Consider the following 12,876-nt stretch of genomic DNA (forward strand, 5'->3'; position numbering starts at 1 on the left):
GCTTCCCCTGCGTCAGCGGGGGAAGTGGCCGAGCCCGGCCCCCGGGGCCGGGTGAGGTCGAAGGGGGTAAGTGCGCGCCGCCCCCTCAGTCCGCTGACGCGGACAGCTCCCCCGCAAGCGGGGCGAGCCCTTTTCCCCTATTCCTCCACCCGCCGGTACACCCCGTCCACTGGCAGCTCACCGTCAAACCCGGCGACATAGCTCAGCAGTACGGCTTCCAGCACGTCCCAGTCTTCCAGGCGGCAGGTGCCGGGTTCGACCTCGTTCTCGAAGATCTCGTAGCGATTGCGGTCGGCCTCGGCGAGGTCGTCGCATTGCGGCTGGTGATAGGCGGCGACACCGCCCTCATAGACATAGACCAGCCCGTACAGCCACACATCGTCATTCTGTCTCATCCCGGCATAGAGGCCCGGTGCGATCTCGCGCAGGCGCACGCCTTCATGGGGGAAGTTGGCGACGCCGGAATGATAGCGCCCGCCGCGGTGCTCGACATAGCCCGTCCACATCGGCCGGTCGAAGGGGCGGCCGTCGGGATGGTTGGGCGTGTGGGCATAAAGGCCTTCTTCCAGCGGGAAGTCGGCCGAGAACCGTCCGATCAGGGCCCGGTCGGAATAAAAGCAGCCGCCCAGAAGGGCGGCTGCCGTGATGATGACAAGGCCGGTGCGGATCACGGGGTGGCGCCGGCCAGCGGTTCGGTCGCCTTGAGCAGCCAGTCGGCCACATCGCCGGAGACCAGCGGCAGCACGCGCTGGCGCACCATGGCGTGATAGCTGTCCAGCCAGGCCAGCTCGTCGGCGGTCAGCAGATGCGTGTCGATCAGACCCTTGTGGATCGGTGCGACGGTCAGCGTCTCGAATCCCAGCATCGGCCGTTCGCCGCCGGGGATATCGGCCGCCTCGGTGACGAATTGCAGGTTCTCGATGCGGATGCCATAGCCGTCCGCCTTGTAATAGCCCGGCTCGTTCGAGACGATCATGCCCGGCTCCAGCGGCACGGTATTGGCGGCCTTGGATATCCGTTGCGGACCCTCGTGAACGCCCAGGAAGCTGCCCACGCCATGGCCGGTGCCGTGGTCATAGTCGAACCCGGCCTGCCACAGCGGCAGGCGCGCCAGCACGTCCAGCTGGGTGCCGGTCGTGCCCTTGGGGAAGCGCACCATGGACAGGGCGATATGGCCCTTCAGCACGCGCGTGAACTGGGTGCGCATCTCCGCCGTCGGCGCGCCGATCGGCACGGTGCGGGTGATGTCCGTCGTGCCGTCGGGATACTGGCCGCCACTGTCGACCAGGTAGAGCGTGCCTTGCGCCAGTTTCAGATTGGTCGCTTCGGAGACGCGATAGTGCGCAAAGGCGCCATTACCCTGGGCGCCCGAGATCGTGTCGAAGGAGAGATCGCGCAGTTCAGGCAATTGCTTGCGGAAGCTTTCCAGCTTCTGCGCGGCCTCGATCTCGTCGACCTCACCGGACTGGGCGAAGGTGTCCAGCCAGTGCAGGAATTGCACGATGGCGCCGCCATCGCGGATATGCGCCTGGCGGGCGCCCTCGATCTCGGCGGCATTCTTGCGCGCCTTGGGACGCATCACCGGATCTTCGGCCTGCTGCACCTCGGCACCGCCGCCGCGCAGGCTTTCCAGCACCCAGGCCGAGGCCGTGGTCGGATCGACGCGCACGGTCTTGCCGTTGTATTCGGCCAGGCCAGCCCCGAACTCGCTCTCCGGGCGCAGGGCGATCTCATTGCCCAGATGCGCGCGGGTCTCGTCGGTGATCTTCTCCGGCGCGACGAAGAAGGTGGCCGTGCCGTCCTTGTCGATGATCGCAGCCGACAGGGGCAGGGGCGAGCGCGACACGTCGCTGCCGCGCACATTGAACAGCCAGGCGATCGAGGGCGGAGCGGTGATCACCGCCGCATCGGCGCCTTCCTTGCCGACAATCTTGCCGATCCGGGCGCGCTTGGAGCCGTGATCCTCGCCGGCATATTCGATCGGGTGCGGGATGACCGGCGTCATCGGCGGTTCCGGACGGTCGGTCCAGGCCCTGTCGACCGGGTTCTCGCTGACCGGAACCAGCGTCACTCCGGCCCGGCCCGCAGCGACCTGCAGCTGGTGCAGCGCGGCCGGCGAGTGCAGGCGGGCATCATAGCCGATCTTCTCGCCCGCCTTGCCGTTTTCCTCGATCCAGCCGGCCATGCCCTGTTCCACGAGGTCGGCATACTCGAAAATCCCGCCATCGACCTGGTTCTTCACCTGCAGGGTATAGCGCCCGTCGACGAAGACCGCGGCGCGGTCCTTCATCACCAGGGCGGCGCCGGCGGAGCCGGAAAACCCGGTCGCCCACAACAGGCGCTCATTGCAGTCGGGCAGGTACTCATTGTCGTACTCGTCCTCGTGCGGGATCAGGAAACCGTCCAGGCCGAGCTCGTCGAGGGCGGCGCGGATCTTCGGGACGTTCTCGCGACCATAGTGCGGGCCGCCTTTGACGTCGAAAGTCTGGGAAATCATCTGGGTCATGGCGCGGAAGGTATGCCTGCGCGCGAACGGGTTCAATCCTTGTCGCAGCAGGCCTTGTCGCAGCAGGCTTTCAGCGCAGCCATGCGATTGTGCAGGGGCGAATTGCCGCGACGCTGATTGTGCATTGCACAAACTCATGGGAAAGCCCCCGTAAACCAAGGGAGTTCTCCATGTTCTACGGGATCGACGACTGGCGTCACATGAATGCCAACGCCATGATCAACCGCGCCCTCGACCGGTCGCGCGAGCGGGCCGGCGTGCGCACCCAGCCGCGCACCACGGACATCGACGCCTTCCTGGCCGGTGCCGGCCTCAACGCGAAGCGGAAGTAAGAGGCTTCCCCTGCGCGAGCGGGGAGGTCGAAGGGGGTGAGTCACAGGTGCGCGCTGGCACGCTCTGCGCCGCTTCGCGCCGCCCCTTCAGTCCGCTGTCGCGGACAGCTCCCCCGCAGGCGGGGCGAGCCCTGTTTCTATTTATTTGACCGCGATCAGGGTTTCCCAGCCCTCGATCGGCTCGCGCCGCGTCACCGTGAGGCCGGCATCCGTGTAGGCCTCGCGCACGCGGGCTTCCTGTTCGGTCAGGAGGCCGGACAGGATCACCTTGCCGCCCGGCGCCAGGGCCTTAGCGATACCCGGTGCCAGATCGACCAGCGGGCCGGCGAGGATATTGGCGAAGATCAGCTCGAACTGGCGGCCGGCGATCTTCTCGTGGTCCAGGCCTTCGGCGACAAAGCAGTCGATCCTTGGCGTTGCATTCTTGCGGCAGTTTTCCGCGCTTTCCTCGACCGCTTCCGGATCGATGTCCGAAGCCAGCACCTCGGCGTCCGGCAGCACTTTCGCCGCCGCGATGGCCAGCACGGCCGTGCCGCAGCCCAGATCGAACACGGTCGCCGGACGCTCGCCCGCCTCCAGCATGTCCGAGAAGGCCATCAGGCAGCCGCGCGTCGTGCCGTGATGGCCGGTGCCGAAAGCGGGGCCGGCCTCGATCTCGATACCGGTCTGGCCCGCCGCGACCGCATCGCGGTCATGGGCGCCGAACAGGGTGAAACGGCCGGCCTCGACCGGTTTCAGTCCTTCCAGCGACAGGCGCACCCAGTCTTCCTCCGGCATCGGGCCGAATTCCACCGGGATGGCCTCGCTGATGCCGCAGGTTTCGCGGAAGGCGTCGATGTCGGGCATCGCCTCGAACAGCACGTCCAGCCGCGCGGCATTCCCCTCGTCGAACAGCGACCAGGAGAGGGCGGGCGCCGACGATGCGGCGTCGAGGCGCTCGACGGCGTCGGCGAGGATCGCGAAATCGGCATGCGCTACAAGGCGCCAGAGCGTGGACATGGGGCATCTCCTGAAACTGGCGCGGGTGATGGACGCTCAGGGGTGCAAAATCAAGCGCGGCCGGCCGGTTGTTGTGCCGGTGGCGGCGGCAGCAGCGCCTCGTCGATGGTCAGGTGGACCTGCTGGCCGTCGGCCTCGGCATGGCGGTCGACCTCGGCCAGCTTGTCGATCCGCGCCAGCACGATCGCCGTGTGTCCGGCCGACGAGCTGATCGCGCCGATCTTGGCCGTACCCGCCATCACGGCGGTGCCGCGCGGCGGCGCCTCGCCGGCAAAGACCGCCGGGATGGAGCGCTTGCGGATCGTGCCGCGGCGTTTCATGCGCGAGACGACTTCCTGGCCGATGAAACAGCCCTTCTTCCAGCCCACCCCGCCATAGACGTCCAGATTGACGTCGGTGGGGAAGACTTCCGCCTCGCCATAGTCGCGGCCGAAGGCGGGCACGCCGGCCTCGAACTCATACGTGTCCAGAGGCTTGTCCTCGCCGGCTTCCAGGGCGCGGGCGATACCGCGATGGATGCGGCCGCCCAGGCGCGGATCGGGGGCCGAGCCGGGGAAGGGCGCGGTCGCCCAGACGGCGGCGAGGTCGGTATTCATGACGATCTCGGCCTTGGCCCGCAGCTTGAACAGGGTGAGGCGTTTCACCAGCCCTTCGGCCGAGGCTTCCGGCACGTCCAGCCAGACTGTGTTGTCCTCGGCGAAAATCATGAAATCGGCGAGGATCTTGCCCTGCGGCGTCAAGAGCGCTCCGGGCCGGCATTCGCCGGGCTCGAGGCCGGTGATATCGGCGGTGATCACGCGCTGCAGGAAGCTGCGGGCCTCGTCTCCGGCGACGGAGATCACGGTGCGGCCGGGCAGGCGGCGGGGCGGTGTATCGGGCAGGGTCATGCAATGGCATATGGCATTGTGTTCGCGTCTGGCCAAGACCCGCCATGCGCGCTATTGCGGCGAGCATGGAACGCGTCCTTTTCATCACCTCGACCCGGATCGGTGACGCCATCATCAATTCCGGGGTGCTGAACCATCTCGTCGAAACGCGTCCGGATGCCCGTTTCACCATTGCCTGCGGCCCCCTGGCGGCCTCGCTCTTTGCCGCCGTGCCGCGGCTGGAGCGCGTCATCGTCATGGCCAAGAAGCCGGCCGGCGGCCACTGGTTCGACCTGTGGCGCGAGACGGTGGGGACTGAGTGGGATCTGGTCGTGGACCTGCGCTGTTCGGCGACGGCCTGGCTGCTGCGCGCGCGCGAACGCCGCATCCTGCGCCAGGCCGGCGAACCGGTGCACAAGGTGATCGAGGCGGCCAGCGTTCTGGGGCTTCAGGACACGCCGCCCGATCCTGGCCTGTGGCTGCCGGAGACCGACCGCGCCGCGGCACTGGAACACATGCCCGAGGGACCCGACTATCTGGCGATCTGCCCGTCGGCCTCGTGGATCTTCAAGGTCTGGCCGCCGGAGAAGTTCGCGGAGTTCATCCTGCGCTTCACCGGGCCGGACGGGGTCATGCCCGGCGCGCGGGTGGTGATGCTGGGCGGGCCGCACGATGCCGCCTATGCCCGGCCGATCTATGACGCCCTGCCGGAATTCGACTTCATCGACCTTCTGGGCCTGGGCCTGCCGGAAACCGCCGCCTGCCTGGCACGGGCGCGCCTCTATGTCGGCAATGACAGCGGGCTGATGCACATGTCGGCCGCGATGGGCACGCCGACGCTGGGCCTGTTCGGCCCGTCCGACGACCGCTGCTATGCGCCCTGGGGCGATCATTGCGAGGCGGTGCGCGGCCCGGCCACATTCGACGAGATCGACCGCGCCCATGGCGACCGGCGCAAGCACCCGGAAAGCCTGCTCGCGGACCTCGCCGTCGATACGGTATATGATGCCGCCCGAAGCCTGTTCGAAAGGACCAAGCCATGAGCCGGACATTCGACCTGATCCTGAAGGGCGGCGAAGTCGTCAATCACGATGGACGCGGCGTCGCCGATATCGGCGTGACCGGCGGAAAGACCGTGGAGATCGGCGATCTCTCGCAAGCCTCGGCGGCCGAGACGATCGACTGCACGGGCCTTCTCGTCGTGCCCGGCGTGATCGACACCCAGGTGCATTTCCGCGAACCGGGCATGGAGTGGAAGGAAGACCTGCAATCGGGCTCGCTCGCGGCCGTGATGGGCGGTGTGACGGCGGTGTTCGAAATGCCCAATACCGAGCCGACCACCACTTCGCCGGACATGCATCTGGACAAGCTGGCCCGTGCGAAAAACCGCATGCATTGCGATCACGCCTTCTATGCCGGGGCGACGTCGGAGAATTCCGGTCTCCTGCCGGAGATGGAACGCATGGTCGGCTGTTGCGGTGTGAAGGTCTTCATGGGCGCCTCCACCGGTTCGCTGCTGGTGAAGGATGATGAAGGCGTCGAGCGCGTGCTGAACGCGATCTCGCGCCGCGCCGCCTTCCACTCCGAGGACGAATACCGGCTGGAAGAACGCCGCAGCCTGGCGGTCGAGGGCGACTGGACCAGCCACCCGGTGGTGCGCGATGCCGAGGCCGCCATCCTGTCGACCAAGCGCCTGGTGCGCCTGGCCCGCAAGACCGGCAAGCGTATCCATGTGCTGCATGTCTCGACGGCCGAGGAGATGGACTTCCTCGCCGCCCACCGCGATGTCGCCTCGGTAGAGGCCACGCCCCAGCATCTCACCCTGGAAGGCCCGGAAATCTACGAGCGCATCAAGGCGCGCGCCCAGATGAACCCGCCCGTGCGCGACGCCTATCATCGCGCCGGCCTGTGGCGCGGCCTGCAGCGCGGCATTGTCGATGTGATCGGCTCCGACCACGCCCCGCACACGCTGGAGGAAAAGGCGCGGCCCTATCCGGCCAGCCCGTCCGGCATGCCCGGCGTGCAGACCCTGGTCCCGATCATGCTGGACCACGTCAATGCAGGCCGGCTGACCATCGAGCGTTTCGTCGACCTCACCTCGCACGGCGCCCAGCGCATTTTCGGCATCGCCGGCAAGGGCCGCATGGCCGCCGGCTGGGATGCCGACTTCACCCTGATCGACATGAAGCGCTCGGTGGAGATCACCGATGAATGGTCGGCCTCCAAGTCCGGCTGGACGCCCTTCGCCGGCATGACCGTCACCGGCTGGCCCGTCGGCACCATCGTGCGCGGCAAGAGCGTCATGCGCGACGGCGCCCTGGTGACCGAAGGCGCCGGCGAACCCGTCATCTTCCAGGAAGCGCTGCCGAAACGGGGGTAGGGAGCCGACCGTGCTTTTTGCCAATCCTCATGCCGTCATCCTTCCCCTTGATGGGGAAGGTGGGCCGAAGCGAAGCTTCGGGTCGGAAGGGGTGAATCCCGGTGTTGGCCTTCCAGGTGCGAAGCCGCACCCATCTCGCTCCCACCCCATCCACCCCGCCTTCGGCGCGGTCCCCCTTCCCCATCAAGGGGAAGGATGGGATATAGCGGCCTGATCGCCTGCAAGAACGAGAGACAACCCCCGTGACCACGACCATCATGACGGCCATTGCGCCGGGCGAGCTGATCGACAAGATCACCATTCTGCGCATCAAGTCCGAGCGCATCGGCGACGAGGCGAAGCTGAAGAATGTCCGCACCGAGCTGGACATCCTGCAGAAGACCCAGGCAGAAGAAGTGCCGCAGAGCGACGAGATGGTGCGGCTGGAAGAGGCGCTGAAGACCGTCAACGAGGCGCTGTGGGAGATCGAGGACGATATCCGCGACTGCGAGCGCAAGGGCGATTTCGGCGAGGAATTCATCCGTCTGGCCCGCGCGGTCTATGTCACCAATGACAAGCGCGCGGCGCTGAAGAAGGAGATCAACCTCCTTTTAGGCTCGACCATCGTGGAAGAAAAATCCTACGCCGAGTATTGAACCGGGCGCTGTGCGCCGGTATGCGGCGCTGAAACCGAAAGCGCTACCGAGCAAGGACAGTCCGCGTGGATCGCCAGAGCTTCTACTTCTTCGATATCGACGAGAACATTCTCCACCTGCCGACCCGGATCCATCTGCTCAACACGATGACCGGCGAAGAGCAGGCGATGCGCCAGCACGAGTATGAGGACATCAAGGCCTATCTCGGCGTGCCGGGCCTGTGGGAGGACTGGGCCGATCCGCCGGCGCGCGCCTATCGCGAGTTTGCCGACGGCAAGGATCGCAATGGCGAGGAATACCTGCTGCGCGATGTGCGCCGGGCGCTCGACACCGCCAGCTGGAAGGGCCCGTCCTGGGAGATCTTCAAATACGCCGTGCTCAAGCGCCGTCCGGTGGCGATCATCACGGCGCGCCAGCACTCCCGCGAGATCATCCGCGAGGGGCTGAAACTGCTGGTCGAACACGGCCACCTGCCCGAAGAGCCGAACTATCTGGCGATCTATCCCTGCTCGAATCCGGAAATCCGCGACGAGCTGGGTCCGCACCTCACCACGGCCGGCCTGAAGCGCCGCGCCATCCGGCAATGCGTCGAGATGGGGCTGGAACAGTATGGTCGCCAGCTGCCGCATAGTTTCGGCATGTCGGACGACGATCTGAAGAATGTCGACCTGATCACCTCGGCCATGCTCGAAAGCAAGCTGGATCATCCCGACAAGCGCTTCTTCGTCATCTCCACCAATCGCCGCCGCCACGTAAAAATGGAAATCCTCCCCCCGCACAAGGACGAGGAAAAACTCCGCGCCGCCGAGGATGCGTATTACGGGTAGGCCTTGCGTGGCCGCGGTCGCGGCCGCCCCTCATCCGGCCCTCCGGGCCCCCTTCTCCCCGACCGGGGAGAAGGTGGGCGAAGCCCGGATGAGGGGCGGCGCGTAGCGCCCAGCAAACCTACTCGCTCCGGTGCACGGTCAGCAGCGGCACATAGGCCGAGCGGATGGCGGGGACGAGGCCGCCGAAGAAGCCGATCACCACGGCCATCACCATGCCGGCAATCACCGATCCGCCGGTCACGGCGAAGGAGAACACCACCTGGGTGAAGCCCGAGCCGAGTGTGGAGGCCGAGACGCCATTGAACAGGAGATAGATGGCGAGTGCGCCGGCAAGGCCGCCAAGGGCGGCCAGCACCAGCGATTCCACCATGGTGCCGACGGCGGCGGCGAAGCCGGAAAAGCCGATCGCCCGCAGGGTTGCGATCTCGCGCATGCGGGTATCGACCGAGGAATACATCGTGTTCCAGGCCCCGGCGAGCGCACCGATCGCCATGATGATGGCCAGCGGCCAGCCGACGAACTCGATCAGCACGGCGGTTCCGCCGGCCTGGCTGGCGAAGAAGTCGGTCTCGCTCTCGATGTCGAGATTGACCCGGGGCTCGTCCTCGTCCCAGGCGCGCAGGTCCTCGATGGCCTCGACGGAGGTCAGGCGCGCGCGGACAGACTGCACCGCGGTACCGCGGTTATAGAGGTTCTGGATGACGGCGATATCCGCCCAGATCTCGCTTTCGAACACGGACCCGCCGGTGGAGAAAATGCCGACGACAACCCACTCATTGGAGCCCAGCCGGATCGTCTCGCCCAGGTCGAAGCCGGAAAACTCGCGCAGCACCGAGGCGCCGACGACCAGCTCGTTGGTGCCCGGCTCGAACATGCGGCCCTCGACCATTTCGAAGCCTTCACGCAGCGACAGGGCCTGCGGTCCCACGCCGCGAAGCGGCAGGTTGGCATCCGTGCCCGAAGCGCGCTTGGTTCCGTCGACGATGACATAGAGCTCGCCGGAAACGAGGGGGCGGCCTTCGGCGTCCCGCGCAACACCGGGCGCTTCCTCGATCAGGCGGACATCCTCGCTGGACAGGCCGGAATTGAGTTCGGCCTGGGAGCCCGCGCGCAGGGCGACGGCGACATTCTCGGACCCGGTGCCCTGCAGGGTCGCCCGGAAACCGTTGGACATGGCCAGGAAGCCGAGCAGAACGCCGGTGACCAGGGCAATGGAGATGATCGTGGCCAGCGACAGGCCGGCGCGCTGCGGAATGGAGCGCAGATTGATCATCGTGACGGCGCCGATCTGTTTGAACATGGCGCGTCTCCTATTGCTTGCCGAGCGCGGTGACGATTTTCACGCGCTGGGCATTGATGGCGGGAATGATGCCGGTCAGCAGGCCGAGCAGGATCGCCAGCCCGATGCCGCCAATGAACACGTTCTGCGGCATGGAGAGGCCGGGCAGGAAGGCCGATACGCCCGGTGCCGCTGCGATGAGGGTCACCATGCCCCAGGCCAGGCCGAGGCCGAGCAGGCCGCCGACCAGCGACAGCATCACCGATTCCGACAGGACCATGCGGAAGATGCGCGGTGCCGGAAAGCCGAGTGTCTTCATCACCGCGATCTCGCCGGTGCGTTCATTGATGGCGGTCACCATGGTGAAACCGACAATGATCAGGATGGTCGAGAAGGCCGACCCGACCACGAAGAGCAGGATCAGGGCGATATTGCCGAACTGGTTGGCAAAGCCTTCGGAGAAGGCCGCCTCGGTGGAGGTTTCCGTTTCCGCCGGCGAGTTGGCGAACATGGTGTCGATCGTATCCGCCACGCTTGCGTTCAGGTCGGCGCTCTGCGTCTGGATCACGATCCAGCCGATCTGGTCCTGATTGAAGGCCAGGTCCTCGTTGTAATACTCGTAGTGGAACATCGCGTAATTGGCCGGGTAGTCCTCCCGCCCGTCGAACACGGCGCAGATGTCGAACTCCCAGGACGCGCTGCCATCCGACTTCTGCCAGATATTCGAGAGCAGCGGGATGCGGTCGCCCAGCGACCAGCCATAGAAGTCGGCGATGTCGCGTCCGACGGCCAGGCAGGTGCGGTTGGCGATGAAGGCCGCGCGCTGTTCCGGCTCGAAGACGAGCTCGGGATAGACGTTCAGATAGCTTTCAGGGTCGACGGCGAAGGTCTGAACCTGCCGGGTCGGCTCCTGGTAATAGCCGCCGAACCAGTTGGCAAAACTGGCGGCCTCGACGCCCTCGACGGCCTGGATACGGCCCCAGTAGGCATAGGGCATGGTGACGGTGAAATTGATCCGGTTGACCGTGACCAGCCGGTTGTCGGCCGCCAGCTCGGCGCCGGAATTCCACACCTTGTAGAAGGCGCCCAGCACGCCGAAAATCAGGAAGGCGATCAGGATCGACAGGGTCAGCAGGATCGCCCTCAGCTTCTTGCGGAAGAGATTCTTCCGGATCAGCGTGAGATCGTTCATTGCGCCGGCTCCGCCTTGGCCTCGATGAAGCGGCCCTTGTCCAGATGCAGTTCGCGCGCGGCGTATTTGGCGGCCGAGGGGTCGTGGGTGACCATGACGATGGTCTTGCCCAGTTCCCGGTTCAGCAATTGCAGCGTCTCCAGGATCTCGTCGGCGGAGGCGCGGTCGAGATCACCGGTCGGCTCGTCGCACAGCAGGACTTTCGGGTCGGCGACGATGGCGCGGGCAATCGCGACGCGCTGTTGCTGACCGCCGGAGAGCTGGCGCGGCCGGTGCCCCTTGCGATCCGCCAGGCCGACAATGTCCAGCGCCGTGGCGACGCGTTCCTTGCGCTGCTTGCCCGACAGCTTGGTCAGGAGCAGGGGGAGCTCGACATTCTGGGCCGCGGTGAGCGTGGGCATGAGGTTGTAGAACTGGAAGATGAAGCCGACATGCTGTGAGCGCCACTTGGCCAGCTTGCCTTCCGACAGCTTGTCCACCCGCACGCCCTCGCACTCCACCGAGCCGGAGGAGGGGCGGTCGATGCCGCCCAGCAGGTTGAGCAGCGTCGTCTTGCCGGAGCCTGACGGTCCCATGATGGCGATGAAATCGCCCTGCGGGATCGACATGGTGAGCTCTTCGAAGATAGTGATGGTCTCCTTGCCGCGCGTATAGCGCTTGGACAGGTCCTTGAGTTCGTAGAGCGATGTCATTCTGTCAGTCCTCCCGGTCCGCCCGTCTCCTCCCCGGAGCGGGTGCCGTCATGGTGTTCGGATTGAACTTTACAAAATAAAGTTCTTTTACTCAACAAAGATTACGCGGGCGGCCATTTCCGGCAGGATCCGGTCGTCGCGCTCGTCGAAGGCGACGCGCACCTGGATGGTGGCGCGGGCGCGGTCGGCGGTCGGGATGATCGCCTCGACATGGGCCGCGATCCGCCAGTCCGGATAGGCATCCAGCCGCGCTTCCACGCGCTGGCCCGGCGAGACGCGTCCGATCTGGCCTTCATTCACATCGACCTCGATCTCCAGCGAGGCCATGTCGACCAGGGTGGCGACACCGGTCCGGGTGAAACCGCCGCCGGCCGAAGCCGGGGACAGGATCTCGCCGACCTGGGCATTCTTGGCGACAACGACGCCGGCGAAGGGGGCGCGAACGATATGCCGGTCGATCAGGTCTTCCTGGCTGGCGACCTGGGCTGAAGCGGCCTGGTAGTCGGCGCGGGCGGCATTGATCTGGGCGGTCAGGCTGTCGGCCTGGGCGCGGGCTGCGGTGACGGCGGCCTGCGACCCGATATCCCGGTCGGCCAGGCTGCGGGCGCGTTCGAACACGCGCTCGGCCTCGGCCAGCTGGGCCATGAGGGAGCGGGCGCGTGCCTGGGCAGCATCGCGCTGGGCCTCGAGCAATTGCAGCTGGATGCGGGCACGGTCATCGTCGAGCCGGGCGATCACTTCGCCGGCCTCGACCACCGTGCCTTCCTCGACCAGCACCTCGCTGATCCGGCCGGTGATCTCGGCGGATACCGTCGCCTGGCGCCGCGCCACGACATAGCCGGTGGCGACCAGTCCGGACGAGCGCGGCGTGCGTTCGGTGCTCGTGGCAGCCGGAGTGGCCGGCTCGCTGGCCGGCGGGGGCGTGGCGGGTTGTTGTGCTGCGGGCGCCGGATCCGGCGCCTCGCTGCGGGTGAAATACCAGGTCCCGCCGGCGGAAAGCCCGGCGACCACCAGAGCGATAACCGCCGTTACGCCGACAGGAACGCCGCTGCGCCCCTCCGGCTCATCGCGGTCGATACTCAAGGATTCCAGCTGTGAACGGCGATCCGACATCCTGTCCCCTCATTCCCCGTCCGGGCATGAATAGCCGGTCATGGCGGGATTTGAA

Annotated in this window: 13 protein-coding genes; 5 read left to right on the forward strand and 8 right to left on the reverse strand. The window is 66.4% G+C overall.

What is annotated here, in order from left to right:
- Window positions 1-137 precede the first annotated feature (137 nt).
- Window positions 138-671 (reverse strand): hypothetical protein, encoded by a 534-nt coding sequence (locus PKE71_RS00485; protein WP_271184988.1) that lies wholly within the window; start codon window positions 669-671, stop codon window positions 138-140.
- Window positions 668-2,506 (reverse strand): aminopeptidase P family protein, encoded by a 1,839-nt coding sequence (locus tag PKE71_RS00490; protein ID WP_271184989.1) that lies wholly within the window; start codon window positions 2,504-2,506, stop codon window positions 668-670. Before PKE71_RS00490 ends, PKE71_RS00485 begins: the two co-directional genes overlap by 4 nt.
- A 170-nt stretch (window positions 2,507-2,676) precedes the next feature.
- On the opposite strand from PKE71_RS00490, the gene PKE71_RS00495 reads away from it, so the two are divergent.
- Window positions 2,677-2,838: a hypothetical protein gene (locus PKE71_RS00495; protein WP_271184990.1), complete on the forward strand. Its 162-nt coding sequence runs from the start codon at window positions 2,677-2,679 to the stop codon at window positions 2,836-2,838.
- Window positions 2,839-2,979: 141 nt separating this feature from the next.
- Here the strand turns inward: PKE71_RS00495 and PKE71_RS00500 are convergent, their stop codons facing one another.
- Window positions 2,980-3,837, reverse strand: coding sequence for a 50S ribosomal protein L11 methyltransferase (locus PKE71_RS00500; protein WP_271184991.1), 858 nt, complete (start codon window positions 3,835-3,837; stop codon window positions 2,980-2,982).
- A 50-nt stretch (window positions 3,838-3,887) separates the two neighbouring features.
- On the reverse strand, window positions 3,888-4,724 hold the full coding sequence (gene ygfZ / locus PKE71_RS00505; protein WP_271184992.1) for a CAF17-like 4Fe-4S cluster assembly/insertion protein YgfZ: 837 nt from the start codon (window positions 4,722-4,724) through the stop codon (window positions 3,888-3,890).
- A 65-nt stretch (window positions 4,725-4,789) separates the two neighbouring features.
- Between ygfZ and PKE71_RS00510 the strand changes: the two genes are divergently transcribed.
- The 4 genes from PKE71_RS00510 (at window position 4,790) to PKE71_RS00525 (ending at window position 8,545) form a co-directional block, all read left to right on the forward strand.
- Window positions 4,790-5,746, forward strand: coding sequence for a glycosyltransferase family 9 protein (locus tag PKE71_RS00510; RefSeq protein ID WP_271184993.1), 957 nt, complete (start codon window positions 4,790-4,792; stop codon window positions 5,744-5,746).
- The gene (locus PKE71_RS00515) at window positions 5,743-7,083 is read left to right on the forward strand and encodes a dihydroorotase (protein ID WP_271184994.1); all 1,341 of its coding nucleotides are present in this window, start codon (window positions 5,743-5,745) and stop codon (window positions 7,081-7,083) included. Before PKE71_RS00510 ends, PKE71_RS00515 begins: the two co-directional genes overlap by 4 nt.
- Window positions 7,084-7,325: 242 nt before the next feature.
- On the forward strand, window positions 7,326-7,718 hold the full coding sequence (locus tag PKE71_RS00520) for a DUF6165 family protein (RefSeq protein ID WP_271184995.1): 393 nt from the start codon (window positions 7,326-7,328) through the stop codon (window positions 7,716-7,718).
- 65 nt (window positions 7,719-7,783) lie between these two features.
- Entirely contained in the window at window positions 7,784-8,545 is a 762-nt protein-coding gene (locus PKE71_RS00525; protein WP_271184996.1) for a hypothetical protein, read from the forward strand.
- A gap of 118 nt (window positions 8,546-8,663) precedes the next feature.
- Here the strand turns inward: PKE71_RS00525 and PKE71_RS00530 are convergent, their stop codons facing one another.
- From PKE71_RS00530 to PKE71_RS00545, 4 genes are all read right to left on the reverse strand, one after another.
- Window positions 8,664-9,845: an ABC transporter permease gene (locus PKE71_RS00530; RefSeq protein WP_271184997.1), complete on the reverse strand. Its 1,182-nt coding sequence runs from the start codon at window positions 9,843-9,845 to the stop codon at window positions 8,664-8,666.
- Between the two features lie 10 nt (window positions 9,846-9,855).
- Window positions 9,856-11,016, reverse strand: coding sequence for an ABC transporter permease (locus PKE71_RS00535; protein ID WP_271184998.1), 1,161 nt, complete (start codon window positions 11,014-11,016; stop codon window positions 9,856-9,858).
- Window positions 11,013-11,708: an ABC transporter ATP-binding protein gene (locus tag PKE71_RS00540; RefSeq protein ID WP_271184999.1), complete on the reverse strand. Its 696-nt coding sequence runs from the start codon at window positions 11,706-11,708 to the stop codon at window positions 11,013-11,015. The genes PKE71_RS00535 and PKE71_RS00540 overlap by 4 nt, the downstream gene beginning before the upstream one ends.
- An 87-nt stretch (window positions 11,709-11,795) precedes the next feature.
- Window positions 11,796-12,821, reverse strand: coding sequence for an efflux RND transporter periplasmic adaptor subunit (locus PKE71_RS00545; RefSeq protein ID WP_271185000.1), 1,026 nt, complete (start codon window positions 12,819-12,821; stop codon window positions 11,796-11,798).
- Window positions 12,822-12,876: the final 55 nt, after the last annotated feature.

This window comes from Maricaulis virginensis, assembly GCF_027922185.1.
In the GTDB taxonomy this organism is placed as follows: Bacteria; Pseudomonadota; Alphaproteobacteria; order Caulobacterales; family Maricaulaceae; genus Maricaulis; species Maricaulis virginensis.

Excerpts from the sequence above, each read along its gene's own strand:
- PKE71_RS00495 (WP_271184990.1), top strand. The coding sequence starts at position 2,677 with ATGTTCTACGGGATCGACGACTGGCGTCACATGAATGCCAACGCCATG.
- PKE71_RS00530 (WP_271184997.1), bottom strand. The coding sequence starts at position 9,845 with ATGTTCAAACAGATCGGCGCCGTCACGATGATCAATCTGCGCTCCATT.
- PKE71_RS00510 (WP_271184993.1), top strand. The coding sequence starts at position 4,790 with ATGGAACGCGTCCTTTTCATCACCTCGACCCGGATCGGTGACGCCATC.
- PKE71_RS00500 (WP_271184991.1), bottom strand. The coding sequence starts at position 3,837 with ATGTCCACGCTCTGGCGCCTTGTAGCGCATGCCGATTTCGCGATCCTC.
- PKE71_RS00490 (WP_271184989.1), bottom strand. The coding sequence starts at position 2,506 with ATGACCCAGATGATTTCCCAGACTTTCGACGTCAAAGGCGGCCCGCAC.
- PKE71_RS00515 (WP_271184994.1), top strand. The coding sequence starts at position 5,743 with ATGAGCCGGACATTCGACCTGATCCTGAAGGGCGGCGAAGTCGTCAAT.
- PKE71_RS00540 (WP_271184999.1), bottom strand. The coding sequence starts at position 11,708 with ATGACATCGCTCTACGAACTCAAGGACCTGTCCAAGCGCTATACGCGC.
- PKE71_RS00535 (WP_271184998.1), bottom strand. The coding sequence starts at position 11,016 with ATGAACGATCTCACGCTGATCCGGAAGAATCTCTTCCGCAAGAAGCTG.
- PKE71_RS00545 (WP_271185000.1), bottom strand. The coding sequence starts at position 12,821 with ATGTCGGATCGCCGTTCACAGCTGGAATCCTTGAGTATCGACCGCGAT.
- ygfZ (WP_271184992.1), bottom strand. The coding sequence starts at position 4,724 with ATGACCCTGCCCGATACACCGCCCCGCCGCCTGCCCGGCCGCACCGTG.